Origin of the sequence: Brachybacterium sillae, from assembly GCF_025028335.1 — a bacterium.
Classification (GTDB): domain Bacteria; phylum Actinomycetota; class Actinomycetes; order Actinomycetales; family Dermabacteraceae; genus Brachybacterium; species Brachybacterium sillae.
Genome location: NZ_JAFEUW010000001.1, coordinates 1,550,709 through 1,575,613 on the forward strand (window position 1 = coordinate 1,550,709; position 24,905 = coordinate 1,575,613).

The 24,905-nt window shown below is 70.4% G+C and carries 24 protein-coding genes and 1 pseudogene; 8 read left to right on the forward strand and 17 right to left on the reverse strand.

What is annotated here, in order from left to right; genetic code table 11:
• The first annotated feature begins 92 nt into the window (after nt 1-92).
• Nucleotides 93-2,153 (forward strand): MMPL family transporter, encoded by a 2,061-nt coding sequence (locus JSY14_RS07110; RefSeq protein ID WP_259558072.1) that lies wholly within the window; start codon nt 93-95, stop codon nt 2,151-2,153.
• A gap of 62 nt (nt 2,154-2,215) precedes the next feature.
• Here JSY14_RS07110 and JSY14_RS07115 read toward each other — a convergent pair whose 3' ends face one another.
• Nucleotides 2,216-2,752, reverse strand: coding sequence for a peptidylprolyl isomerase (locus tag JSY14_RS07115; RefSeq protein WP_259558073.1), 537 nt, complete (start codon nt 2,750-2,752; stop codon nt 2,216-2,218).
• Nucleotides 2,753-2,965: 213 nt separating this feature from the next.
• Here JSY14_RS07115 and JSY14_RS07120 point away from each other — a divergent pair, with 213 nt between their 5' ends.
• Nucleotides 2,966-3,988, forward strand: a complete 1,023-nt coding sequence (locus JSY14_RS07120; RefSeq protein ID WP_259558074.1) for a hypothetical protein — start codon at nt 2,966-2,968, stop codon at nt 3,986-3,988.
• 189 nt (nt 3,989-4,177) lie between these two features.
• The gene (gluQRS, locus tag JSY14_RS07125) at nt 4,178-5,128 is read left to right on the forward strand and encodes a tRNA glutamyl-Q(34) synthetase GluQRS (RefSeq protein ID WP_259558075.1); all 951 of its coding nucleotides are present in this window, start codon (nt 4,178-4,180) and stop codon (nt 5,126-5,128) included.
• A gap of 123 nt (nt 5,129-5,251) precedes the next feature.
• On the opposite strand, the gene JSY14_RS07130 is transcribed toward gluQRS, so the two are convergent.
• From JSY14_RS07130 to glpX, 3 genes are all read right to left on the reverse strand, one after another.
• Entirely contained in the window at nt 5,252-6,436 is a 1,185-nt protein-coding gene (locus JSY14_RS07130) for a TerC family protein (RefSeq protein ID WP_259558076.1), read from the reverse strand.
• Between the two features lie 122 nt (nt 6,437-6,558).
• Nucleotides 6,559-7,632 (reverse strand): ROK family transcriptional regulator, encoded by a 1,074-nt coding sequence (locus JSY14_RS07135; RefSeq protein WP_259558077.1) that lies wholly within the window; start codon nt 7,630-7,632, stop codon nt 6,559-6,561.
• A 267-nt stretch (nt 7,633-7,899) separates the two neighbouring features.
• A complete protein-coding gene (glpX, locus tag JSY14_RS07140) occupies nt 7,900-8,916 on the reverse strand; it encodes a class II fructose-bisphosphatase (protein ID WP_259558078.1) in 1,017 nt (338 codons plus the stop codon).
• Between the two features lie 215 nt (nt 8,917-9,131).
• Here glpX and JSY14_RS07145 point away from each other — a divergent pair, with 215 nt between their 5' ends.
• Both JSY14_RS07145 and JSY14_RS07150 read left to right on the forward strand, forming a co-directional pair.
• Complete coding sequence (locus JSY14_RS07145; protein ID WP_259558079.1) at nt 9,132-10,067, forward strand: aldo/keto reductase; 936 nt, start codon at nt 9,132-9,134, stop codon at nt 10,065-10,067.
• Between the two features lie 20 nt (nt 10,068-10,087).
• Nucleotides 10,088-10,906 (forward strand): carbon-nitrogen hydrolase family protein, encoded by an 819-nt coding sequence (locus JSY14_RS07150; protein WP_259559609.1) that lies wholly within the window; start codon nt 10,088-10,090, stop codon nt 10,904-10,906.
• Nucleotides 10,907-11,043: 137 nt separating this feature from the next.
• Here JSY14_RS07150 and JSY14_RS07155 read toward each other — a convergent pair whose 3' ends face one another.
• From JSY14_RS07155 to JSY14_RS07195, 9 genes are all read right to left on the reverse strand, one after another.
• Nucleotides 11,044-11,511 carry a hypothetical protein gene (locus JSY14_RS07155; RefSeq protein ID WP_349773598.1) on the reverse strand — a complete coding sequence of 156 codons (468 nt, stop codon included), beginning with the start codon at nt 11,509-11,511 and terminating at the stop codon, nt 11,044-11,046.
• Nucleotides 11,508-13,205: a sodium:solute symporter family protein gene (locus tag JSY14_RS07160; protein WP_259558080.1), complete on the reverse strand. Its 1,698-nt coding sequence runs from the start codon at nt 13,203-13,205 to the stop codon at nt 11,508-11,510. Before JSY14_RS07160 ends, JSY14_RS07155 begins: the two co-directional genes overlap by 4 nt.
• Before the next feature lie 295 nt (nt 13,206-13,500).
• The gene (locus JSY14_RS07165; RefSeq protein ID WP_259558081.1) at nt 13,501-13,704 is read right to left on the reverse strand and encodes a hypothetical protein; all 204 of its coding nucleotides are present in this window, start codon (nt 13,702-13,704) and stop codon (nt 13,501-13,503) included.
• A 60-nt stretch (nt 13,705-13,764) separates the two neighbouring features.
• A complete protein-coding gene (locus tag JSY14_RS07170; protein WP_259558083.1) occupies nt 13,765-14,817 on the reverse strand; it encodes a carbohydrate ABC transporter permease in 1,053 nt (350 codons plus the stop codon).
• Nucleotides 14,814-15,863 carry an ABC transporter permease gene (locus tag JSY14_RS07175; RefSeq protein ID WP_432803618.1) on the reverse strand — a complete coding sequence of 350 codons (1,050 nt, stop codon included), beginning with the start codon at nt 15,861-15,863 and terminating at the stop codon, nt 14,814-14,816. The genes JSY14_RS07170 and JSY14_RS07175 overlap by 4 nt, the downstream gene beginning before the upstream one ends.
• Entirely contained in the window at nt 15,860-17,518 is a 1,659-nt protein-coding gene (locus tag JSY14_RS07180) for a type 2 periplasmic-binding domain-containing protein (protein ID WP_259558084.1), read from the reverse strand. Before JSY14_RS07180 ends, JSY14_RS07175 begins: the two co-directional genes overlap by 4 nt.
• 248 nt (nt 17,519-17,766) lie before the next feature.
• Nucleotides 17,767-18,396, reverse strand: coding sequence for an S-layer homology domain-containing protein (locus tag JSY14_RS07185; protein WP_259558085.1), 630 nt, complete (start codon nt 18,394-18,396; stop codon nt 17,767-17,769).
• Complete coding sequence (locus JSY14_RS07190) at nt 18,315-18,824, reverse strand: S-layer homology domain-containing protein (protein ID WP_259558086.1); 510 nt, start codon at nt 18,822-18,824, stop codon at nt 18,315-18,317. Before JSY14_RS07190 ends, JSY14_RS07185 begins: the two co-directional genes overlap by 82 nt.
• A 436-nt stretch (nt 18,825-19,260) precedes the next feature.
• Entirely contained in the window at nt 19,261-19,398 is a 138-nt protein-coding gene (locus tag JSY14_RS07195; protein ID WP_259558087.1) for a hypothetical protein, read from the reverse strand.
• An 85-nt stretch (nt 19,399-19,483) separates the two neighbouring features.
• Between JSY14_RS07195 and JSY14_RS07200 the strand changes: the two genes are divergently transcribed.
• The gene (locus JSY14_RS07200) at nt 19,484-19,891 is read left to right on the forward strand and encodes an MlrC C-terminal domain-containing protein (RefSeq protein WP_432803619.1); all 408 of its coding nucleotides are present in this window, start codon (nt 19,484-19,486) and stop codon (nt 19,889-19,891) included.
• A gap of 285 nt (nt 19,892-20,176) precedes the next feature.
• On the opposite strand, the pseudogene ppk2 reads toward JSY14_RS07200, so the two are convergent.
• A pseudogene (gene ppk2 / locus JSY14_RS07205) lies at nt 20,177-21,001 on the reverse strand (polyphosphate kinase 2); the annotation flags it as partial.
• Between the two features lie 145 nt (nt 21,002-21,146).
• On the opposite strand from ppk2, the gene JSY14_RS07210 reads away from it, so the two are divergent.
• A complete protein-coding gene (locus JSY14_RS07210) occupies nt 21,147-22,466 on the forward strand; it encodes a glycoside hydrolase family 38 N-terminal domain-containing protein (RefSeq protein ID WP_259558088.1) in 1,320 nt (439 codons plus the stop codon).
• A 15-nt stretch (nt 22,467-22,481) separates the two neighbouring features.
• On the opposite strand, the gene JSY14_RS12545 is transcribed toward JSY14_RS07210, so the two are convergent.
• Entirely contained in the window at nt 22,482-22,697 is a 216-nt protein-coding gene (locus JSY14_RS12545) for a transposase (RefSeq protein WP_432803620.1), read from the reverse strand.
• Nucleotides 22,694-23,011, reverse strand: a complete 318-nt coding sequence (locus JSY14_RS12550) for a transposase (protein WP_432803651.1) — start codon at nt 23,009-23,011, stop codon at nt 22,694-22,696. The genes JSY14_RS12545 and JSY14_RS12550 overlap by 4 nt, the downstream gene beginning before the upstream one ends.
• Between JSY14_RS12550 and JSY14_RS07220 the strand changes: the two genes are divergently transcribed.
• Complete coding sequence (locus JSY14_RS07220) at nt 22,902-24,260, forward strand: IS1380 family transposase (RefSeq protein ID WP_432803652.1); 1,359 nt, start codon at nt 22,902-22,904, stop codon at nt 24,258-24,260. The two genes, JSY14_RS12550 and JSY14_RS07220, sit on opposite strands and share 110 nt — an antisense overlap.
• Before the next feature lie 222 nt (nt 24,261-24,482).
• On the opposite strand, the gene JSY14_RS07225 is transcribed toward JSY14_RS07220, so the two are convergent.
• Nucleotides 24,483-24,716 carry a hypothetical protein gene (locus JSY14_RS07225; protein WP_259558089.1) on the reverse strand — a complete coding sequence of 78 codons (234 nt, stop codon included), beginning with the start codon at nt 24,714-24,716 and terminating at the stop codon, nt 24,483-24,485.
• Nucleotides 24,717-24,905 lie beyond the last annotated feature (189 nt).

Below are 24,905 nucleotides of genomic sequence, written 5' to 3' on the forward strand. Positions count from 1 at the left end.
CGCGTTCCTAGCGTGGATCGTGCCCGCTCACCTGCGCCGACGCGCCGCTGCGGCCCGGCCCCGGGTGAGCCCCCTCGACCCCGGAGACACCTGTGTCCTCTCAGTCCCTCGATCGCTCTCTGACAGACCGCCTGGCGCATGTGCTCACCGGCCGCCGCAGCGCCTGGGCGGTGCTCGCGATCGGCCTGCTGCTCGCGCTCGCCCTGCTCGGCGGGTTGCGGGGCGGCGGCCCTGTGGCCGGCATGGATGCTCTGCCCTCCACGGCCGAATCGGTCCGCGCCCAGGAGGTGGCCGACCGGCTCCCCTCCTCCGACGAGGAGACACTGCTGGTGGTGGTGACGCGCCAGGACGGCGCCGCCCTCACCCCGCAGGACGCCCGCGTGCTCCAGCAGCTGCGCACCGAGCTCGCGACGCCCGGTTCCCGCCCGCCGCCACCGATGCCCAGTGAGGACGGCCGAGCCGATCTGGTGCTGGCCAGCCAGCGTGCCGACCTGTCCGATGAGCAGGCCGACGAGGCAGTCGCCGCCCTGCGCCACCGCGTCGACACCGTCCTGCAGGGCACCGGCCTCACCGCCCAGGTGACCGGCGGACCCGCCGTCGCGGCCGACATCCGCGGGGCCTTCGCCGGAGCGGACTTCCGGCTGCTGGCGGTGACGATCGCGGTGGTGGCGGTGCTTCTGCTGGCCACCTACCGCTCCCCCGTGCTGTGGTTGCTTCCGCTGCTGGTGGTGGCGACGGCCGACGCCGTCGCCGGGAACCTCGCCGACACCCTCGGAGAGCGGTTCTCCCTGGCCTTCGATGCCGGGGTGATCAGCGTGCTCGTGTTCGGCGTCGGCACGAACTATGCGCTGCTGCTGATCTCCCGCTACCGGGAGGAACTGCGGCGCACCGAGGACCGCCGCGAGGCCCTGCGCCGGGCGTGGGCCGGCAGCGTACCGGCGATCCTCGCCTCCAACCTGACGGTGGTGCTGGCGCTGCTGTGTCTGGGGGTGGCGGTGATGCCGGCGACGCGGGGCCTGGGGATCGCCTCGGCCGCCGGTCTGCTGGTGGCGCTGCTGGCGGTGCTCGGCCCGCTCACGGCGCTGCTGGCGGTGACGGGTCGTTGGGTGTTCTGGCCGTTCGTGCCGCGGCCCGGGCAGACCCGGACCGCCGCGCCCGAGCGCACCGGTTTCGGTCACATCGCGCAGTCGGTGGTGCGCCGGCCGCTGCTCGCCGCGCTCGCGTCCCTGGCCGTGCTGGGGGTGCTGACCTCCGGCCTGCTCGGCACCCGCGTGGGCCTCGCCCAGGACGAGCAGTTCGCCACCCCGTCCCCCGCACAGGTGGGCTTCCAGAACATCGTCGAGCACTACGGCGCCGGGCAGTCCGCCCCGCACCAGGTCGCGGTCCCGACGGCATCGGCGGAGCAGATGGTGACGCGTCTGGAGCAGGTGCCGGGGATCGCGTCCGTGACGTCGACCGGTCGCACGGCCGACGGCTGGAGCGTGCTGAGCGCCACCGGCACGGCGCTGCCGGAATCCCCGCAGGCCACGACGGAGGTGGCGGCCCTGCGCGCGGCCGCCCGGTCGGTCGACGATCAGGCTCTCGTCGGGGGGACCTCAGCCCGAGCGGTGGACGTCCGCGCCGATTCCCGCCGCGATCTGGTGGTGATCGCCCCGATGGTGCTGGCCGTCGTGCTGGTGGTGCTGGTGCTCCTGCTGCGCGCCGTGGTGGCGCCGCTGATCCTGCTGGCGGTGAACCTGCTGAGCGCCGTCGCGGCGATCGGCCTGGGGCTGTGGGTCGGGCGCACGGTGTTCGACATCCCCGCCCTGGATGTGACCGTGCCGCTGCTCGCGTTCCTGTTCCTGGTGGCGCTCGGCGTGGACTACACGATCTTCCTGGTGCACCGGGCGCGGCAGGAGTCGGCGCTGCTCGGGGTGCGGCAGGGGATGGTGCGGGCCGTCGGGGCGACCGGGGTGGTGATCACCAGTGCCGGTGTGGTGCTCGCGGCGGTGTTCGCGGCCCTCGGGGTGCTGCCCCTGGTGGTGCTCGGGCAGCTGGGGCTGATCGTCGGCTTGGGCGTGCTGCTGGACACCCTGCTGGTGCGCACCGCGCTGGTGCCGGCGCTGTTCGCGCTGGTCGGTGACCGCATGTGGTGGCCCGGCCGCGCGGTGTGACGCGCGGAGAACGACACGGGGCCCGGTCCGATCGGACCGGGCCCGGTGTCACGCCGTGGGCGTCACTTCTCGATGGTGACCTTCTCGATGACGACCTCCTCGAGGGGACGGTCGCGCATGTCGGTCTTGGTGGTGGCGATGGCGTCGACGACCTTCTTGGACTCGTCGTCGGCGACCTTCCCGAACACGGTGTGCTTGCCGTGCAGGTACTGGGTCGGCACCACGGTGATGAAGAACTGGGAGCCGTTCGTGCCCGAAGGACGGCCGGTGATGGCGTTCGGTCGGGTGCCGGCGTTCGCCATGGCCAGCATGTACGGCTCGTTGAAGTTGTTCTCGTTGATCTCGTCGTCGAAGGTGTACCCGGGGCCACCGGTGCCGGTGCCCAGCGGGTCGCCGCCCTGGATCATGAAGCCCGCGATGACGCGGTGGAAGATCACGCCGTCGTAGAACGGGCGGGTCACCTTCTGCCCGCTCTCCGGGTCGGTGAACTCCTTGCTGCCCTCGGCCAGGCCCACGAAGTTCTGGACGGTGGTCGGCGCGGCGTTCTCGAAGAGCTCCAGGCGGATGTCGCCCTGGTTGGTGTGCAGAGTTGCGAACATGCGGCCGATTGTTCCACAGGGGCCCGACGGTCGACAGAACACCGGCGCTCGACAGAACACCGGCGGATGACCGCACTTCCCTGCAGATCGCCTGAATCGTGCGTGATCCCCCGCGATAGAGTGACGACGCACGTGGCGTGCCGTAGCTCACGCGGCCGCCCCGCTCCGACCACCGTCGCCGTCGGCGGCGGTCTCGACCGAAAGGGGAACCCCATGGCCTTCGGGAAGGATGCGCGCGCGGCGAAGTTCGAGAAGCGCGCCGTGAAGAAGGACAAGCGCGCCGAGAAGCACGCGGACGCCGCCGGTGATCACGCCGCCGCGACCCTGCGTCATCTCGGTGCCGCCGCCAACGAGCGTCTCGGCTTCGTGGCGGAGAAGACCGGTCACGTGGTGACCGCCGGTGCCGACCAGGCCCGCTCCCGCGCCTCCGAGGCGTTCGACACCTACCGTCCGCTGATCGAGCAGCAGCTGCGCTTGCAGGGCACCAAGATCGCCGCCCTGGCCGGCGACCTCGGCCCGAAGGCGGAGAAGCTCCGCTACAACGTGCGTGAGGACTACATCCCGCGTGCCCGGAAGACCGCCGATGTCACCAACGCGGTGCTGACCGCCGCCGTGGCCGCCGGTGTCGAGGCCGCCCGCCGCGAGTTCGAGAAGGGCCAGGGCGACATCCGCGCCGCGGCCACCACCTCCCTCGCGCCGAAGAAGAACCGGAACGTCGCCGGCACCGTCGCGCTCGCTCTGGCCCTGGCCGCTGCCGGTGGCGCCGCCGGGTACGTGGCGTGGAAGAAGACCCGCCCGGTGGAGGACCCGTGGGCCCCGCCGGCCGACTTCGCCCGCGCCCACTACCCGGCCGCTGCCGCGACCGATTCCGACTCCTCGCAGGTCTCTGACACCGTCGCCGGTGCGGAGGCCGGTGACGTCGCCTCCTCCCTCAAGGGTGGAGCGACCGGTGACGTCTCCCCGAAGACCGTGAAGGTCGACTCCGCCGACTCCACGCCGGCCGAGGTGCGCGACGCCGACCGCGATCGCCGCTCCACGACCACCACCACCTCCTCGGGCGATGCGTGGACGACCTCCTCCGACTCCCGCACCACCTCCGATGCCCGCACCACCTCCGCGGAGGCCCCGAAGGTCATCGATCCGGTGGGCAACCCGGAGGAGAACCCGCAGGACCCGGAGATCGGTGAGGCCTTCCAGGAGCCCGGCAAGAAGGGCAACCACCGCGCCGACCACTGATCGAGTGCCGGTGAACGCGCTCGCGTGAGCACGCGTCACCGAGCTCGACCCCTCACGGACCCCGTCGCTCCCCTGTGGTGCGACGGGGTCCGCGGCATTCCGGCCCGGCTGGCTCCGGGAAGTGTCCGGGTCGTCTCCGGTGGTCGGCGTTGTCTCCGGTGGTCGGCGCTCGCTCCGTAGACTCGGCGCATGCTCTCCTCCCCGGTGCCGCCTGACGAGCCGTCGCCACGGACCGCCGGGGCCGGGAGGTACGCCCCCTCCCCCAGCGGTGACCTACACCTCGGCAACCTGCGCACCGCCGTGCTCGCGTGGGCGCTGGCGCGGCGCAGCGGCCGCGCCTTCCATCTGCGCATCGAGGACCTCGACGTCGACCGCTCCCGCCCCGAGGCGGCTCACCGGCAGGTCGAGGATCTGCGCGCCCTCGGCCTCGACTGGGACGGCGAGGTGGTGTGGCAATCAGAACGCGGCGCCGCCCACGACGTCGCGATCACAGACCTCCAGGAACGAGGCCTGGCCTACGAGTGCTACTGCACGCGGCGGGAGATCCTCGACGCCCCCCGCGCCCCGCACTCCCCACCCGGGGCATACCCGGGCACCTGCCGCGACCTCGACCCGGTGCAGCGGGAGGCCGGTCGCGCCCGAATGGGGGAGCTGCATCGGGAACCCGCCCTGCGGCTTCGCAGCGAGGTCGCGACGTGGACGGTGCAGGACCTGTTCGCGGGGGAGGTCACCGGTGCGGTCGACGACCTGGTGCTGCGGCGCGGCGACGGCGTGGTCGCCTACAACCTGGCGGTGGTGGTCGACGATGCCGCGATCGGTGTGGACCAGGTGTGTCGCGCGGACGACCTTCTCTCCTCTGCACCCCGCCAGGCATACCTCGCGCATCTTCTGGGGGTGACGCAGCCCGAGTACGCCCACGTGCCCCTCGCCGTCGGGCCAGAGGGTCGCCGCCTGGCCAAGCGCGACGGGGCAGTGACGTTGCGGGACCGGATCGCGCTCGGTGAGACCCCCGCCGATGTCATGCGACGCATCGGGGCGTCGCTCGGTGTGGATGACTGCCGCACCGCCCGGGACGTGCTGGAGCATTGGGAGCCCGGAACGCTCGACCCCGCACCATGGGTGGTCGATCTGGCGGGCTGACCGACCGAGCCGGGCGCCGGGCGCGCCCGCCGCCCCCCACAACGCGAGGGCCGGCCCCGCAGAGGTGCGGGACCGGCCCTTGGGCTGGCGACCGGGCAGCGCCCCCGTCAGGGGGCCCGGCGGTCAGGACGGCGGGTTGTACCGGGTGCGGTCCTCGATGTCCCGGCGGTCCTGGCGGGTCACCCGGGAGTCGAGGTCGGAGGCGGTGGCCGCTCCGGAGTCGGAGCCCAGCGCCACGGACTCTGCGGCTCCCACGGTCCCGTGTGCCTGCGCGGCGTGCACACGCTCCCCGTGGGACCCAGCGTGCTGCCTGTGGGAGTCGGCGTCACGGGAGTGCGTCGTGCCGGGCTTCGGCGGGAACATGATCGAGGCAACGGTCGCCACCGTCATCGACACCACGATCACGGACAGCGACAGCCAGATCGGCACCTCGGGGATCTTCTCGAGGGCCGCGAAGCCGGGGATCCACTCCAGCGGCGCCTCATGGATCGCGTGGATGATGAGCTTCACGCCGATGAACCCGAGGATCGCAGCGATGCCGTAGTGCAGGTAGGCGAGACGGTCCATGAGGCCGCCCAGCAGGAAGTACAGCTGCCGCAGACCCATCAGCGCGAACAGGTTCGCGGTGAACACCAGGAACGGGTTCTGCGTGACGGCGAAGATTGCAGGGATCGAGTCCAGCGCGAACATCACGTCGGTGAGGCCGATGGAGATGAACACCAGCAGCATCGGGGTGAACAGCTTCTTCCCGTCGACCACGGTGCGCAGCTTGTTGCCGTCGTAGTGGTCGGAGACCGGCAGCATCTTGCGCACCGTGCGCATGATGAACGAATCGCCGTCGTCCTCGTCGTCGTCCTCCCGGGCCTGCTTCCAGGCGGTGAACAGCAGGAAGATGCCGAAGATGTAGAACACCCAGGCGAAGTTCTCGATGATCACGGCACCGAGCAGGATGAACGCGGCGCGGGCGATCAGTGCGATGACGATGCCCACCATCAGGACTTCCTGCTGGTACTTCTTCGGCACGGCGAACTTCGCCATGATCACGATGAAGACGAACAGGTTGTCGACGCTCAGCGAGTACTCGAGCAGCCAGCCGGTGATGAACTCCGTGGCCGGCTGGGCACCCCCGACGAAGAACAGCACCCCGGCGAAGATCAGGGCGAGGGCGACGTAGAAGCCGATCCACGCCGCACATTCCTTCATCGACGGCAGGTGCGGGCGCTTCACGACCAGCAGCAGGTCGGCCACGAGGATGGCCACGAGAGCGACGAGGACGCCGATCTCGAAGGTCAGGTTCAGTTCGCCCATGCAGGACCTCTCAGATGGGCTCGCGCCAGGGCGTGCGCGAGCGATGGCGGGGGATCAGTTCAGGGTACCGCCCCCCCGCCCCGACGGCTGCCGGGGAGAGATCAGGGTCTCTCCCGGCCGGGTCACTGGACCTGGACGTCCCCGCCCGAGCGCGCGATGAACTCGTCCCGGCTGAATTCCGCGAGGCCCCCGTCGGGAGAGGCGAGCGTGGCGAAGATCCGGTACCGGGTCATCTCCGTCACCCCGAGCGCCACCCCGAACTGGTCCAGATGGGCGGCCTCCAGACGCGGCAGAGCCACCAGACGCTTCTCCAGCAGCGGGGTGAGGATCTCGATGACCTGGTCGGCGGCGAGGCGGCCGGCGCCGCCGATCGCCACCAGCTCCGGGTCGACCACGCTGATCGCGACGGCGATGTGGTCCGCGAGGGCCTCCAGGCGGCGGGTGAGCTCCCGCCGGGCGGCCTTGTCACCGGCGGCGACCGCACGGAAGGCGGCGGCGACGTCGGGGAAGTCCTCCCCGGAATCACCAGCCCAGCCGCTCACGTCCAGCAGATCGTTCCCCAGGGACATGCGGGAGACATCCCCGGCGAGGTGGTGGGCGCCGATGCGCGGGAAGCGATCAAGCACGGTACCGATGTAGGGGCGGCGGCTGAGAGCCAGGAGCATCATGTCGGACGCGGTGCGGCCCACGCCCAGCACGTTCTCCGCGCTCAGGGCGGCCCGGCCGTCGCCGATCACCATGACCGGGCACTCGAACCGGCCCGTGAGGACGTCCGCGGGGCGGGTGCCCTCCAGCTGCGGGGTCGCGACGGAGGTCACCAGCACGCCGTCGTCATCGAGAGCGCCGGAGACGGCCAGGCCCGCGCCCCAGATCTTCTCCTCGGGGACGTCACCGACTGCCTCATCGATCATGGACAGGATCAGACGGTCGCGCTCGGCCGCGGAGGCGTCCTCGGCGACGGGCTGCTCGAGCTTCACGGCAGTGGAGCCGGTGAGCTCGCGACGCAGCACGCGGATGGCCCGCGCACTGTGGTCGACGCTCACGGTGTAGGCGTCGGGAGAGACGATCCGATAGATCTGCGCCGGGCGACCGGGGCCTTCGATGGGTGCGCGTTCGGACGTGACCCATCCCTTCTCCTCGAGGCCGCGCAGCAGCTGGCCGAGCGGGCCGGGGGTGATGCCGGTGCGGTCGCGCAACTCGCTGATGCGCTGGGAACCGTGGGCGTAGAAGGTCTCCAGACGGCGTATTCGTTCCAGTGCCGGATCGAGCGGGGGTCGGCGCCGCGCACGGGGCGCTGCATGGGGGTTCTCCTCTGTGCCGGGGGGAGCAGACAGATCGTCCGTCCGCCCTCATCCCACCGGCACGACTCGCGGTCGGCGGGAATTGGCGGCCGTGGAGGCAATATACGGCCCGCTGATCCGTGGACCTACTGGCCGCGCCCGAGCTGACCTGCAGGTCGGGCGTCAGTCACGCAGCCAGCGACTCCATTTCTCCAGCCTGTGCTCCGCCTCCACCACGCGCACGGTGCCGCTGGCGGAGCGCATCACCAACGACTGGGTGACCAGTCGGCCGTGCTCGAAGCGCACGCCACGCAGCAGCTCCCCATCGGTGATTCCCGTGGCCGCGAAATAACAGTTGTCGCTCGTGACCAGATCCCCGGTCGAGTAGATCCGCTCCACATCCAGACCGGCCGCGCGGGCTTTCTCGCGCTCCTCGTCGGAACCGGGCGCCATCCGCCCCTGGATCATCCCGCCGATCGCCTTGATCGCACAGGCCGCGACAATCCCCTCGGGGGTGCCGCCGGTTCCCAGCAGCATGTCGACGCCGGTGCCGGGTCGGGCCGCGGCGATCGCCCCGGCGACATCGCCGTCCATGATGAACTTCACGCGGGCGCCGGCCTCGCGGATCTCCCGCACCAGGCCTTCATGGCGCGGACGGTCCAGAACACACACCGTCACCTGGCTGATCGGCTTGCCGAGCGCCTCGGAGACGGCCCGGATGTTGTCAGCCACCGGTCGAGCGAGGTCGACGGCCTCCGCGGCTTCGGCCCCCACCACGAGCTTGTCCATGTAGAACACGGCCGAGGGGTCGAGCATGGAGCCGCGCTCCGCCACGGCGAACACCGACAGGGCGTTCGGGTACCCCATGGCCGTCAGGCGGGTGCCGTCGATCGGGTCGACGGCGACGTCGACGTCGGGGCCGGTGCCGTCACCCACCTGCTCCCCGTTGAACAGCATCGGGGCCTCGTCCTTCTCCCCCTCACCGATCACGACGGTGCCGTTCATCGCCACGGTGTCCATGAAGGCGCGCATGGCGTCCACGGCGGCGCCGTCCGCGGTGTTCTTGTCGCCGTGGCCCACCCATCGGCTGCCGGCGATGGCCGCGGCCTCGGTGACGCGCACCAGCTCCATCGCCAGGTTGCGGTCGGGCGCGGTGGGGTCGGTCGGGGTGGCGGGGGTCGGGGCGGGGCTGGTGCTCATGGGTTCTCCCTCGAACGCTCGATCGGGTGACGCCGGGCGCTGTCGACGTCGACACCGCCGACGCTACCGCCCGGGGCGGTGTGCGTCACACCAGGGCGCGTGCGGCGGTTCCGGGGTCCCGGACGCCACCCCGGGGAGAGGTGGGGCTACGCTGACGCCACCGGTTCGCCGGCACCGTCCCCACCCCCTACCTACCTCTCTGACACGGAGCCGAGATGCAGACCTTCACCCTTCCCAGCGCCGAGCTTGACGTGCCGAACGTCGTGTTGGGTCTCATGCGGATCGCCGAGAAGTCCGACGAGGAGATCCGCACCCTGGTGCACACAGCCCGCGACGCCGGCATCACCTTCCTGGACCACGCCGACATCTACGGCGGCACCATGCACCGCTGCGAGGAGCGATTCGCCCAGGCGCTCCAGCTGAGCCCCTCGGAGCGCGAGCAGTGGATCATCCAGACCAAATGCGGGATCGTCCCCGACGGCCCCTACTTCGATTTCTCGTACGAGCACATCATCGAGTCCGTCGAGGGCTCCCTGCGGGCTCTGGAGACCGACTACCTCGACATCCTGCTGCTGCACCGCCCCGATGCCCTGGTGGAGCCCGATGAGGTCGCGCGGGCCTTCGACGAGCTGCATGCGGCGGGCAAGGTGCTCCACTTCGGCGTCTCCAACCACACCCCGCGTCAGATCGACCTGCTGCGCGCGAGCGTCGACCAGCCGATCGTCGCCAACCAGCTGCAGCTGTCGATCACGCATTCGCCGATCATCACCCAGGGCATCGCCGCGAACATGCTCGGTGAGCAGCAGGCCGTGACCCTCGACGGCGGCGGCGTGCTCGACTACTGCCGCCTGCACGGCATCACCGTGCAGGCGTGGTCGCCGTTCCAGGCGGGATTCTTCGACGGCGTGTTCCTCGGCAGCGACAAGCACCCGGAGCTCAACGCCGTCATCAACCGCCTCGCCGCGCAGTACGAGGTGACGCCGGAGGCCATCGCCGTCGCGTGGATCACCCGCCACCCGGCGAACATCCAGGTGGTGCTGGGCACGACCACGCCGCAGCGCGTCACCGACGCCGCCGCCGGGTCGGACATCCGCCTGACCCGACCCGAGTGGTACGAGCTGGTGCGGGCCGCCGGCTGGAAGGTGCCGTGACGGCCGGGCGGGGGATGACCGTGCGGGTGGCGCTGGCGCAGATCTGCTCGGGGCCGGATGTCGCAGCGAACCTGGAGCTGGTGCGGCAGTTCGCGGCTGAGGCCTCGCAGGCGGGGGCACGGCTGGTCGTGTTCCCGGAGGCGACGATGCGGGCGTTCGGGCATTCCGCGCGGGACGTCGCCCAGCCGCTCGACGGGCCGTTCGCGAGCGCAGTGCGGGAGACCGCCGCGGAGCTGGGTCTGACGATCGTGGCGGGGATGTTCACACCGGGGACCGAGGCGGCGACCGGTGGGGAGGAGCGACCGCGGGTGCGCAACACGTTGCTGGTCACCGACGGGGTCGAGGTGCGGGGGTACGACAAGATCCACCTCTACGACGCGCACGGGTACCGGGAGTCCGACACCATCGAGGCCGGGGACACGCTTCTCCGCACCCGGGCCCGTGGTCTCGAGCTGGGGCTTGCCACCTGCTACGACGTGCGTTTCCCGCCGCTGTTCCTGGGTCTGGCACGGGCGGGTGCGCAGGCGATCGCCGTGGCGGCCTCCTGGGCCCCGGGCCCCGGCAAGGCCGAACAGTGGCGACTGCTGTGCCGCGCCCGGGCCGCGGACTCGACCAGCTACGTGCTGGGCTGCGGCCAAGCGGTGCCCGCGATGTCAGGTGTCGACGCGGTGGAGGGCGCACCGACCGGTGTCGGAGGATCTCTCGTGGTGGACCCGTACGGCACGGTGGTGGCCGAGGCCGGTGAGGCACCGCAGCTGCTGATCGCGGACCTCGACCCGGAGCTCGTGGCCCGCGCGCGTCGGGAGGTTCCGGTGCTCACGAACGCCCGGTGGGGCTGAGCGGGCCGCGGCGCCGGACCGGAGCGGGCCCCGCCTCCGTGACGTGCCACGTCCGTTCCAGAGAGTGGATCTGACGCCGCACGTCACGGCCCGGGCGGAGCGACGCGGCCTCGAGAAACGTTCCCGCGGGAACGCCGTCAGTCGACCGGGGCGATGTCCTTGGGCACCTCGGCGCCCTCGTCGTTGTCCTGCACCACGATGCGGATCGGGTCCACCCGCGCCCACACCTCGAACGCCACCGCGACCGCGAGCATCGCCAGACCCGCCCACAGGTTCGCGTTCACGCCCCCGGTCTTCTCCAGGTCGGCCGCGGAGTGCGCGAACAGGCCCATGAGAGTCAGCAGCAGGCCGAACAGGCCGATCAGGGCGCCGATGAAACGGCGGATGTCGAAGGCCCCGACGTTCTCCACATGGGCTGTCCCGGGGGTGGTCCCGGAGGCAGTCTCCGAGGCGGCCACGGGGGCGCTCTCGGGGGCGGTCCCGTGGGCGGACTCGTGGCCCCCGCCCTGCACGGTGCGGCTTCCGGTCATGTCGGCCCTCCTCGGCTCGGCGGGATTCATGTCGCCGCGGTTCATGTCAGCACGATGCGTGGTGTCGCGGCTCATGCGAACACCACGTTCAGCAGGATGACGAGCACCAGACCCAGCGCGGCCATCGGCACCGGGCGCCGCCAGATCGGCAGGTCCGCCTCCTCCGGGTCCACCAGGTCGGTCTTCGGGGTCTCGGAGTACACCAGCCCCTTCAGCTCATGGGCGGGCTTCGGACGCGTCACCAGCGTCACCAGCACCGACACCACGATGTCCACCACGAAGGCCGTGGAGGCGGCCACGAAGGCGAGACCCTGCCCGGGCAGGGTGAACGCGCCCAGGAACTCGGAGGACGCCCACAGCGCCACGGCCGACAGGGTGCCGGCCACCAGGCCCGCCCAGCCCGCCGTCGGCGTCATGCGACGCCAGAACATACCCAGGATGAACGTGGCGAACAGCGGGGCGTTGAAGAACCCGAACAGCGTCTGCAGGTAGTCCATGACGTTGCTGAACGAGCTGGCGATCAGCGCGGTGAAGATCGCGACCACGGAGGCGACGACCGTCGCGACCCGACCCACGCGCGTGTAGTGGTCGTCGGGCATCCCCGGCTTCACGTACTGCTGGTACAGGTCATAGCTGACGACGGTGTTGAAGGCGGAGACGTTCGCGGCCATGCCCGCCATGAACGCCGCGAGCAGTCCGGCGATCGCCACACCCAGCAGGCCGTTGGGCAGCACGTCGCGCATGAGCAGGAGCAGCGCGTCGTTGTACTGCACCCCGGTGGCGGCGGCACCGGCGGTGTCCCCCGTCATGGTGAGCTGCTTGAACTGGCGCATCTCGCTCACCAGCAGGGCCGCGATCATGCCGGGCACGATCACGATGAAGGGGATGAACATCTTCGGGAAGGCACCGATGATCGGCGTCATCCGCGCGGCGGTGATGGACTTCGAGGCCATCGCCCGCTGCACCTCCACGAAGTTCGTGGTCCAGTAGCCGAAGCTCAGCACGAACCCGAGGCCGAAGACGATGCCGATCACCGACAGCACCGGGTTGTCGAACCCGGAGAGCTGCTGGCCGGGCCAGGTGTGCAGCTGCTCGGCGCCGAGCATGCCGTCCCCGCGCACCGCCTCGGTGAAGCCGCTCCAGCCGCCGATCTTGTGCAGGCCGATGAGGGTGAGCGGCAGCAGCGCCGCCACGATCACGAAGAACTGCAGCACCTCGTTGTAGATCGCCGCGGTGAGGCCGCCGGCGCTGATGTAGAACAGCACGAAGGCCGCGGCGACCACCAGGCCCACCCAGAAGGGCCAGCCGAGCAGCCGATTCACGATCGTTGCCAGCAGCGACAGGTTCACGCCCGCGATCAGCAGCTGCGCCACCGCGAAGGAGAGGGCGTTCACCAGGTGGGCGCCGGTGCCGAAACGCATCCGCATGAACTCGGGGACGCTGCGGACCTTCGACCCGTAGTAGAAGGGCATCATCACCACGCCGAGGAACAGCATGGCCGGCACCGCACCCACCCAGAAGTAGTGCATCGTCGGGAAGCCGTACTGGGCGCCGGTGGCGCTCATGCCCATGATCTCGACGGCGCCGAGGTTCGCGGCGATGAAGGCCAGGCCCGTGACCCACGCGGGCAGGGACCGCCCGGACAGGAAGAACTCGATCGAGTTCGACACCCCCCGCTTGGCCCACCACCCCACACCGAGGACGAACAGGAAGTAGAGCGCGATGATCAGATAGTCGATCCATTGCGCGTCGAGACGCAGGGGTGACATGGAGGAGGCTCCTGGGGAGGGGCAGGGACGGAACGGAACGGGCGCGGCGCGGGCCCCGCGGGGCGGACCCTCGGGATGCCGTGGCGCGGGCGTTCCTCGGTTCCTCGATGCTACCCCAGGCCCGAGGATCTCCGGGCCCCCTGCGCCTCCACTTGATGTGCCCTGTCCGTTCCCGAACATGGAACGGACAGGGCACATCACGGGCCCCGTGGGGCATGGGGGATCCCCACCGGGCCCCGTGGGGCATGGAGGGCCCCCACCAGGCCGTCGTCACGCGCGCCCGGCGGACGCGGGATCAGGGCTGGGTCTGCACCTGCTCCACACCGGCCGGGGCCTGCGCCTCGGGGGCGTGGTCGGCCGGGGCGAACGCCCCGAAGAGGGAGCCCCCGATCAGCAGCGCGCCGACGACGACGCCACCGCAGCCGCAGCAGCCGGGCAGAAGGATCGGGAACGGCACGACACGGGGCCGACGGCCGGGCTGGGGGGCGGGGTAGGTCATGGGGATCACGTCTCGGATCGGGATCGGTCGACGGGGATGGACAGGATCGGGATCGGTCGGTCAGCCCTTCACGGCGCCGATGAGCACGCCCTGGGTGAAGTGCCGCTGCACGAAGGGGTACACCAGCAGGATCGGCACCAGCGCCAGCACCACGATCGCCATCTTCACGGCGAGACTCGCGGGACGCTGGGCGCCGTTCACACCGGCCGGCATGAGCTCCGATCCGGGCAGCTGCACCCCCTCCAGCACGTAGCTCCTCAGCACCATCTGCAGGGGCCATTTGCCACTGTCCTGCAGGTACAGCATGGCGTTGAAGAACGAGTTCCAGTACCCCACGCCGTAGAACAGCGCCACGACGGCGATGACGGCGGTGGACATCGGCAGCACGATCGTGAGCAGGATCCGCAGCTCGCTGGCGCCGTCGATCCGCGCTGCCTCGAGAATCCCCTGGTCAAGGCCCTGGAAGAAGGACCGCAGGATGAGGATGTTGAAGGCCGACACCGCCCCCGGGAGGATCAGCGCGAGATAGCTGTCGATCAGCCCGAGGTTCGAGACCACCAGGTAGGTCGGGATCAGACCGGCGGAGAAGAACAGCGTGACCAGGAAGAAGCCGAGCAGCGGCCGGTGCAGCACGGTCCCGGTGCGCGACAGCCCGTACGCCGCCAGCACCGACACCGCCGTCGACAGCACCGTGCCGGCGGCCGTCACGGCGAGGCTCACCAGCACGGAGCGGGTCACCACTCCCCCGCCGAGCACGCTGCGATACGCCGACAGCGTCAGCTCTCCGGGGATCAGCACCATGCCGCCGGCGCGCTGGATCGTCGCCTCGGTGGAGAACGACGTCAGCACCACCGTGTACAGCGGCAGCAGCACCGCGAGGGCCACCAGCAGCAGCACAAGACCCCGGCCCAGGCGCTCCGGCAGCGGCGGTGCCTCCTGCCAGATGGGGCGCTGGGCACGGACCCGGGCGCCGCGGCGGGAGCGCCCGGTGCCCCGGCGGGTGGGATCACCGCGCCGCCCGGCGGGATCACCGCTGCGGTCGGCAGTGCCGGCGCCGCGGCGGGCGGTCTCGGCGGCTGCGAGGGCCTCCGGATCGTTCGCGGGTGTGCTCATCGCCCCTCCCTCTGGTAGACCCCGGCCTCACCGGCCATGTGGGCGAGCTTGTTCGCCCCGAGCACCAGCAGCAGCGACACGACACCCTTGAGCAGCCCGGCCGCGGCCGCATAGGACCAGTCACCGCCGAGCACGCCCTGGTAGTAGACGTACGTGTCGAGCACTTCGGCGGCGGCCGGTCCGACGGCGCCGCGCTGCAGGATCATCTGCTCGAAGCCGACGGTGAGGGCGTCGCCCAGGCGCAGGATCAGCAGCAGCACGATCACGGGCCGCAGTGCCGGCAGGGTGATGTGCCACATGCGCTGCCAGCGGTTGGCGCCGTCCACCGCGGCGGCCTCGTAGTGCGAGGGGTCGATGGTGGAGAGCGCCGCGAGGAAGACGATCATCCCCCACCCGGCGTCCTTCCACACCGCCTGGCTGGTGACCAGGAACAGGAAGGTGTCGGGGTTGGTCATGATGTCGATCGGCTGGGCACCGATGTCCCGCAGCACCCGGTTCAGCAGCCCGGCGCCCCCCAGCAGCTGCTGGAAGATCGTCACCACCAGCACCCACGAGAAGAAATGTGGCAGGTAGACGATCGACTGGATGGTGGTGCGCAGCCACGGGGACAGCACCGAGTTCAGCAGCAGCGCCAGGGCGATGGGCACCGGGAAGTAGAAGACCAGCTGGAACGCCGTGATGGCGAGGGTGTTGCGCAGTGCCTCCCAGAACGTGGGGGTGGTGAACACCCGCTGGAAGTTGGCCCACCCGATCCAGGGGCTCCCGGTGATGCCGGTGTACGGGGAGTACGACTGCCAGGCGATAACGTTGCCGAGCATCGGCACGTACTGGAACACCAGCAGCAGCAGGGCTGCGGGCAGCACCATCCACAGCAGCGGTGCGTCCCGACGCAGCCGCACCCGCAGGGGCACGCGGCGACGCAGCGGGGCCGACGGGCGGCGCGCCGCGGCTGGGGACGGGGCCGACGCCGCCGGGGCCGACGCCGCCGGGGCCGACCCGTGGGGGCGGGTCGGCTCCGGGGCGTCGTGAGAAGAGCGCGCGCTCACTGGCCGATCTCGTCGAGAACGGCCTGGTAATGCTCGCGCATGCGGTCACCCCCGGAGTTCTTCCAGGTGGTGACGGCCTTGTCGAAGTCCTCCATGGTGCGGCGGCCGCGGGCGACGTCCTTCTCCAGGTCGTACATCGGCTGGTCGAGCGTGGCGTATTCGACCGGTCGCACCACCTGGTGCCCGTAGAACGGGCCGTCGACGACGTACGCCATCTCGCCCTGCATCCACTCGCAGTACGCCTTCACGTGCTCCGGGTCGGTGGCGTCGAACTTCGCGACCGGGCCGGTGACCAGGGTGCCGAGCACACCGGGGTGCTGTTCGCCCAGCGCGTCGGTGGGCACCGGCACGCCCTTGTCGTCGCGGGTGAAGTGCACACCCTCCTTGCCGAAGTTCACCAGCTCCCATTCGGCGGTGCCGAACGGGGCGGCCAGGTAGTCGGCGATGCCGAGCAGCTCTTCGATCCGGGCGGTGTCGTCGCTCTTCTTTAGGAAGGAGAAGAAGTTGGCGGGGGCACCGCGGTACCGCAGCGGCTTCGCGTCCCCGGCCGACAGGCCCGACAGCGGCGCCATGTCGAACTGCGGGTTGCTCTCGCGCACCCGCTTGCGCATCTCCGTCCAGGCGCCGATACCGTCGTAGTGCAGCGCCACCTGACCGGACTCGAAACGCTGCTTGGAGTCGCCGGCGTCGGCAGCGGCCTCCGGGTGCACGTACTTCTTGGCGTACAGCTCCCGCTGGAACTCCAGCGCCGCCCGGTACTCCGGGGTCTCCCACCGGTACTGCAGGGCGCCGTCCTTGACCCGCCAGTCCGGCGGGGCGCCGAAGATCAGATTCGGGGCACCGACCCCCATGTCGTTGGTCGCCCAACGGTTCTGGTCGGGGTTGGTCAGCGCCTTGCACACCTCCAGGAACTCCTCGGCGGTGGTCGGGGCCTCCACCCCGGCGGCGCCGAACAGGTCGGGGCGGTGGAAGATCGCGTCAGTCACGGCCTCACCGGGCACCGGCAGGCCGTACAGCTTGCCGTGGAAGATGCCGAAGCGCCAGGCGTCGGTCGGCAGGTTCGCAAGGTTCTTCCAGCGGTTGATCTTGTCGCCCGCCAGGAACGGGGTGAGGTCCTGGAACAGCGCCTCGACGGCCTGGTCGAACCGCGCCGGCGGGTTCCACCCGAACACGCCCACCCAGTCGGCGACGTCCTTCGGGGAGGCGAACACCGCGGCCTGCTTGTCGCGGTAATCGTTGCCGGTGGTCATCTGGAACTGCAGGGTCGATCCGAGGGCCTCGAACAGCGTGCGGGTGTAGTCGTTGTCGAGGTCGTCCTTCACGCCACTCCAGGTGGGGACCATGGCGGTGAAAGTCTGACCGGTGCCGGGCTTCTTCTCCACCGTGGTGGGGCGCTCCGCCGGGTAGCTGGTGTACCCGGGGGTCGAGCCGTCCTTCCCGGGGATGTCCGGGGTCGGGGCGGTGGTGTTCTCCGTGTATGCCGGGAGAGCGGCCTCCTCCACCTCGGGAGCGTTCTGCTGCGCCTGGTCGGCGGAGTTCGTCCCTCCACCGCAGGCGGCCAACAGCGGGAGCCCGGCGAGGCCGCCGAGCACCAGGCGCCGGGAGGCACCGGGCTGCGGGGCCGGGGGACGGGGGAAGGGGGTGGAGCCAGTCATGCGTCCTCCTCGAGGCAGGGCCCGCGCGCCACGACCGTTCGAGGCGGTCCGGAATCCCAGGCCTGAGACGACGGACGGTCGCACGCGGGGCGAACCGGGAAACACCCCCCAACCCCGCTGTCAGTGCAGGTCGGAGGGCGTTTCCTACTCAGTGGTGCGTTTCACGGTAAGACCCCCCGGGGGGGCCGTCAACGCTCCCGACTTCCAGATGGTCGGGAGCGTTGACGGACCCCAGGAGCCCGCGGGTCTCAGGAGGCGAAGTACGCCGTGCCGAAGTCACTGGTGAAGACCTTGATTCGGACCACGACATCCCGCGCATCGTCCACCCCGAAGGCGACCTTCCAGGATGCGGAGGAACCGGGGGCGATGGAGATGTCCGGAGGGCCGTCGATGCCCCGGTCCATATCGAAGATCTCCGACGCCTCCTGCGACGCGGAATCGGCGCTCACCCAGATATCGAACGGGCTGATGGCACCCCCGGTGTCGTTGCGCAGGGTGACGGTGGTGACCACCGCTGCCGGGTACCCCTCGTGACCGGCGGCGGTCGACGACGGCGTGTACGGCTGCGGCGCGGAGACGCTCACGGACAATCCCGATCGGAAGGCGAACCAGCCTCCGTAGGGGCGCCGTCCGCCGTCGGTCGGCATCCCCAGCAGCACCTTGTGCCAGAAGCGGTAGAGGAACGCCGCCATGGCCTCACGGGTGACGGGGGTGACAGGACGGAAGGTGCCGTCGGGCCAGCCGGTGGTGATACCGGTGGAGGCCAGCCAGTGGATCTCCTTCGCGAACTGGCTCCTCAGCGGCACATCGCGGAACCGGGAGGTGGACGGGAGACGATACGACGGGGAGCCGGCCAGGCGGTACAGGAACGCGGCCATGGCGTCGCGGTTGACGTTCGCCAGCGGACGGAACTGCCGTCGGGCCACCCGGTGGAGATGCCCCAGTCGGCCATCCAGGTGATCTCCTTGTAGAACATCTGCCCCGGACGGATGTCGCGGAACGGGGAGGTGCGCGGCGCCGCGAACGGGGGCTCGCCCGCGAGCCGGTAGAAGAACGCCGCCATCGCGTCGCGGTGCACATACTCCGCCGGGCGGTACTGGAGGCGATCCCCGACGGTCCAGCCGGTGGAGATCCCCTGGTCGTGCATCCACTGGATCTCCGCGAAGAACAGGGTGGAGGCCGGAACATCGGAGAAGATCCCGACGGCCTGGGCCCCGGGTGCGAGGGCAGAGCCGGTGGCGGCGACGGCGCCGCCCGCGAGCAGTGCGGACAGGGCGTGGCGGCGGGTGAGGGTGATCTGGTGCATAGCCGCTCCCGAGGTGGGGCCCCGGGCCGGTTCAGCGTGTGGGCGGCCGCGGCTGCGGGCCCCGACGGCTGCCGTTCCCCAGGGCGGCGAAGGAAAGGGCGACCGCGCTGCGCTCCTGCGTCACTGCAGTCCGCTGCCGCTGTCGGCGTCATCGTACGGCGGGCGGGGAGCCGTGTCACCGGGGACGGCGGGGGAATGATGCGGGGTGTCGAGAAGGGGCGGCGGCCCGGCGCTCCTCCACCTCGTGCCGGTCAGCCTGGCGGGCGGGTATCGGTCGCGCCTCGGTGGCCTGACCGCCCACCGGGCTCAGGCCGCGACCTTGGGCCGCGGTGGCGCGGGTGAAGTTCGGGGCCGGGTCCTCAGCGGGGTCGTCCCGGGTGGCGGGCGTGACGGCGCTGGCGTTCCCGCACGGCGCACTGGTCGCCAACGCGCGGCATCACTCTGCCAGACGGGCGGCCTCGTCGGCACGCTCCTCCGCTTCGTTCGCGCGGACGGTGGCGCGGCGGGCCATGGGCAGGGCGACCACGGCGAGCGCCACCGCCAGCACTGCCACCACCAGAGCGGCCACCGTCATCTCGGGTCCTCGTTTCTCCAGGCACCGTCCACACCGACGGGTGACACGACGCGATGTCCCTCCAGGGCACCGGCCCGGAACCGGCATGCAGGGTCACTGCACCGAGAGGACACCGTCGGCCCGGGTGGTGGCCTGCGATGACTCCCCCGACACCGGACGCGCGGTCGCACTGCGGGTGCTGCACGAGAGCACAGAGGCGCAGACCGAGACGGGGCTGACGGTGGTGGTCACGTCCCGCGGGGCGCAGTACGCCACCGAGGAGATGTTCGCGCGTCTGGGCCTCCGCATGCGCGGTGCCGACGCGGTGGTGGTGAAGATGGGGTACCTCCAACCCGAACAGTACGACGCCGCCGCCGACTGGCTGCTCGCGCTGACCCCCGGCGGCGTGGACCAGGACCTGCACCGCCTGGGACACGCACGCATCGCCCGACCGATGATCCCCTTCGACCCCGAGATCCCCTGCCCCACCGCGGCCGACCTGCGGCGGGAGTGAGGGCCAAGGGGTAAGGCCCCCGCCGCCGCGCTCAGGTGTTCTTGGTGCTCAGGCGGTCTCGGTCGCCCCGCTCGCCTCGCCCGCGCCGGACGAATCACCCGTCGAGCGCTTCGGCTTCGCGGCCTTCGCGGTGGTCGCCTTCGCCCCCTTGCCGGCGTTCTTGGCACTCTTGGTGGCCTTCTCGCCCGTGGCAGCCTTGGTGCTCTTCGCACTCTTGGCCGACTTCGTACCCTTGGCGCTCTTCGTCCTCTTGCCGCCCTTGCCCACACGCCGGGCCACGGCGTCCTTCTCCAGGGCGGAGGCCACATCGGCCACGTACACGTAGTCGGAGCGGTCCGGGCGCTCGTAGCCCTCGCTCGGCGGACGCTGCGGGATCTCGATGTCCTGCGGCGCCACGTACTCCCACGGCACCCGCGACAGGATGTCGTGGATGACGTTGATCCGGGAGCGCTTCTTGTCCTCGCTCTCGACGGTGTACCAGCGGGCCCACGGGGTGTCGGTCGCGGCGAACATGGCGTCCTTGGCGCGCGAGTAATCCTCCCAGCGGGAGATCGACTGCACGTCCATCGGCGACAGCTTCCACCGGCGCATGGGGTCGTTCGCGCGGGAGCGGAAGCGGGCTTCCTGTTCCTCGTCGGAGACGGAGAACCAGTACTTGATCAAGCGGATGCCGTCCTCGACCAGCATCCGCTCGAACTCCGGCGCCTGCCGCAGGAAGCGGTGGTACTGGGCGTCGGTGCAGAAACCCATCACGCGCTCCACGCCGGCGCGGTTGTACCAGGAGCGGTCGAAGATGACGATCTCCCCGGCGGCCGGCAGATGCTGGATGTACCGCTGGAAGTACCACTGGGTCTGCTCGCGCTCAGTCGGAGCGGGCAGGGCGACGATGCGGGCGTGTCGCGGGTTGAGGTACTGGGTGATGCGCTTGATGGCGGATCCCTTGCCCGCGGCGTCGCGGCCCTCGAAGATCAGCGCCACGCGCTCACCGTTCTCGATCACCCACTGCTGCATGGCGACGAGCTCGGCCTGAAGGCGCTCCAGCTCGGCCTCGTACGCGGCCTTGTCGAGTTTGGCGGGGGCGCCGGAGGAGACATGGTCGTTCTTGGACATGGGGGCGAGGGTAGGGCATCGGCCCGGACGCCCCGTGGGACCTTCGGCCCGGCCCCGGGACCGACGGGGATGTGCTGCCGGTCACGGTCGTGATGGCATGGATGCCGAGCCTCATCCCCTCCCCGCACGTCCCCAGGAGCCCACCGTGCACGACAACCGCAGCACCAGCGAAGGCCGCCTCCAGCGCTTCCTCGGGGAGTCGCTCCCGCGGCGGCGTCACCTGGCCACCGCGCCGTTGACGATCGGCGCCTGGGAGGCCCCCGGGGAGCCGGTGCCGTTCACCGAGGCGATCACCCAGGAGTTCACCCCCGTGACCGAGGGCCACGCGTGGGGCCGGCCGTGGTCGACGATGTGGCTGCACGTCACCGGCACCGCCCCCGCCCACTGGACCTCCGACGACACCACCGACGTCGAACTGCAGCTGGACCTGTCGTTCTCCAACATGCCGGGGTTCCAGGCGGAGGCGCTGGTGTGGACGCCGCAGGGGCACATCGTCAAGGCGATCAACCCGTTCAACCAGTACCTGACGCTGCCCGCTGATGACCCCGTCGACCTGTTCATCGAATGCGCGGCGAACCCGAACGTCGCCGGGGACTGGTCGTTCGCGCCCACGCAGCTGGGTGAGTGGGAGAGCGCCGGCGATGACCCGATCTACCGGATCACCCGGCTGCACCTGGCGTGGCGCTCGCGGGTGGTGTGGGAGCTGGAGCAGGACCTGCGGGCCCTCGGCGGGCTGATGCGGTCGCTGCCGGAGGAGTCCCTGCGCCGGGCCGATCTGCTGCGGGCGATCGAACGGGCGCTGGATGCGGCCGACGTCGATGACCTCCATGGCACCGCCGCCGCGGCCCGCGCCGAGCTCGCCCCGGAGCTGGCCAAACCCGCGCACGCCTCGGCGATGACGGTAATCGCCACCGGTCACACCCACATCGACTCCGCATGGCTGTGGCCGGTGCGGGAGACGAAACGCAAGTGCGCCCGCACCTTCGCGAACGTGTGCTGGCTGCTGGAACGGTACGAGCATCTGAACTTCTCCTGCTCCTCGGCGCAGCAGTACCAGTGGATCCGCGACGACTACCCGGAGTTGTTCGAGCGGATCCGGGCGCTGGTGGCGGCGGGCCGGTTCATCCCGGTGGGCGGCATGTGGGCGGAGTCCGACACGAACATGCCCGGCAGTGAGGCGATGGCCCGTCGGTTCCTGCACGGCAAGTCGTTCTTCCTGCGGGAGTTCGGGGTGGAGACCACGCAGACGTGGCGGCCGGATTCCTTCGGGTACTCGGCGGCGCTGCCGCAGATCTGCGCGCTCGCGGGGCAGGAGGATTTCCTCACGCAGAAGGTGTCGTGGAACCAGTACTCCCGGTTCCCGCACCACACCTTCTGGTGGGAGGGCATCGACGGGACGGTGCAGTTCGCCCACTTCCCGCCGGTCGACACGTACAACGGGCAGCTGTCGGTCAAGTCCCTTTGAGTGGTGGCTTTTGGGTCAGGCGGTCATGAGGAGCCGGCTGGCGGTCTCGGGGGTGTCGGTGGTGAGTATGTCGGCGAGGCGGCGTAGGGAGATGTCACTGATGTAGCGACGCTCGCCGTACTGCCATTCCTCGTGCTGGTCCTGGAGAACAGCGCCGACGAGACGGGTGGCGGAGTCTCGGTTAGGGAAGATCTGGACCACGTCCGCGCGGCGCTTGATTTCGCGGTTCACACGCTCGATGGGGTGGGGGCACCTCCCGCTTGCGGGGGAGTCGACCAGATCTTGCGCCAGTGCTCGATCGGAAACGCAGCGAACGCGGTCAGGTCTGCTTCGGCGTCCTTCAGCATCGCCGCGACCTGGGGGAAGGAGTTCTCGAGCGAGGCAGTGACCTGCTGATACGTCTCCCTGACGGTCTCCGGGCTGGTCTGGACGAAGATCGTGGAGACCAGGGCGTTGACGGGCTTGGAGCGCGCAGAGCCCAGCATCTGGGTGATGTTGCGGGCGAAATGGACCCGGCAGCGCTGCCATGACGCGCCGGGCAGCACGGCTTTGATCGCGTGCTTCAACCCGGAGTGCGCGTCGCTGGTCACCATAAGCGGCGGGGAGCATGCTTCGGATACTGATCTGCTGCGGTGCGAGCCGGGCCTGTTCGGTGATGTCGCCTCGACCCCGACGATCTCCCGCACGCTCACCACCCTCGCCCAGGACGCGCCCACCGTGATCGAGGCGATCTCCCAAGCCCGCCGGGCCGCGCGTGAAAGAGCCTGGACCCTCGCCGGAGACCATTCCCCGACTGTGGGGGTCAGTGCGAAGAACCCGCTGGTCGTCGACCTCGACGCCACCCTGATCAACGTCCACAGCGAGAAGGAGCAGGCCGCACCGACGTTCAAACGCGGCTTCGGATACCACCCGTTGTGCGCGTTCCTGGACCACGGCAGCGAAGGGACCGGGGAACCACTGGCGATCCACCTGCGCCCCGGCAACGCCGGCTCGAACACCGCCGCTGATCACATCACCGTCACCCGGCAGGCTCTCGCGCAGCTGCCTGCGGGCCTGCTGGCCCGGGGCGGGCGGGGGTCGAAGAAGATCCTGATCCGCACCGACGGAGCCGGCGGCACCAAGGACTTCCTGGCCTGGCTCCAGCGGCAGCGTCTGGCCTACTCGGTCGGGTTCACTCTCCCTGCGAACACTCCTGACCTGCTGGAACGTATCGATGAGGCGGAGGCGTGGACTCCGGCCTATGACACCGATACCGACGGGATCCGCGAGGGGGCATGGGTGGCGGAGCTGACCGGGCTGCTGGATCTTCAGGGTTGGCCGCCCGGGATGCGGGTGATCGTGCGGAAGGAACGTCCTCATCCTGGGGCGCAGCTGCGGATCACCGATCACGAGGGGATGCGCATCACCGCGTTCGCGACCAACTCCCCGCGCGGCCAGCTCCCGGTCTTGGAGCTGCGGCACCGTCGCCGGGCGCGCTGCGAGGACCGGATCCGTAACGCCAAGGACCTGGGCTTGATGAAGTTCCCGCTGCAGGGCTTCGCGCAGAATCAGCTCTGGTGCCAGATCGTCCAGCTCGCCAGCGAGCTCGTCGCCTGGATGCAGACCGTCGCGCTGACCGGCCATGATGCACGGAAGTGGGAGCCCAAACGGCTCCGCGCGCGGTTGTTCGAGATCCCCGCGACCCTCGTGCGCCGCAGCCGGCACAACCTCCTCCACCTCGCCCAGCACGCTCCCGAAGCCCGCACCGTCCTGACTGGCGTCAACCGGCTCCGCACTGCCGTCGCGCAGACCTGATCCGGCAAGGCCGCCCGTCCCACCGACCAGCAGCATCTCTTCTCGGGAGTGGAACCCGACCGCCCGCAACGGACACTGCGACGATCTGTCATACCCGAATGCCACAATCAGCAGCTGAACACCGGCAACGACGCCGAACGCGACCGCTCACCAGCCCGATGAAAGATCGAGGCTATACTTCTACGACGTAGAGATCGCCAGGAGGAAGGCCGGGGCATGTCGTCATTTCTGGGGAGCGATCCGGAAGCCGTTCGACGCTTCGCTCAGCTCCTCCGTGACCGGCAAGAGGCGCTGGAGCGAACTCGATCGATTCTGGAGCTGGCAGCCCAATGCGACCCGATCTGGAAAGGGCCAGACGGTGACAGCTTCCGAATCGCGGTCCGCACCGACGTTCTCCCTGTCCTCATCGACGTGACGTCCAGGTTCAGCACCCTGGCCGGCGAAGCCGATGCTCATGCGGATGAACAGGACGGCGCCTCTGCGGCCTCTGACCCCGTGGGCGTGCAGACCCATCTCCCTCCCCCGGCTTCACCAAGACCGGAGACACCGAGCAGGGCGGGGCGCGAGGGTGGTCGTGCGCATGACCGTCGTGGCGATGGAAGTGAAGTCGGGCCCCCCGACGGGCCACTGGGATCCGGACTCCCT